The 337-nt window shown below is 44.5% G+C and carries 1 pseudogene; it reads right to left on the bottom strand.

Annotation, left to right across the window (positions count from 1 at the left end):
* A pseudogene (locus AB4486_RS22730) lies at positions 1-337 on the bottom strand (fumarate hydrolyase); the annotation flags it as partial.

Below are 337 nucleotides of genomic sequence, written 5' to 3'. Positions count from 1 at the left end.
GCATAAGCACTCTCTTTGATGCTAGTGATACCGTGTTGGTACTGTAAAATTGGTAAACTGCTGTCGATAGCTGCTCCTTCAGGTACAAACATAACGAACGGCACTGACTTTGCTGCTCGAATTTGCGGTACAGCGCTGTATTTCGTCATAACTCTAGCGCTATCCAATTGCTCTCCGCTTGCAAGAGTTAACTTTTCTCCAATGAGTAATTGTTGGTACTCTGCTTGATAGAGTTGAGCAGCAGGCTCTGTGATCCCTAAACCTGCCAGCTGTGTAGCAATAGCTGTTTTGTCCGAGTCACTTCCTGAGCTGAGTACATTCAAGATAGTTAAAACAC

Origin of the sequence: Vibrio sp. 10N.222.55.C6, assembly GCF_041473395.1 — a bacterium.
GTDB lineage: Bacteria > Pseudomonadota > Gammaproteobacteria > Enterobacterales > Vibrionaceae > Vibrio > Vibrio crassostreae_C.
This window is presented reverse-complemented; position numbering and strand designations above follow the sequence as displayed.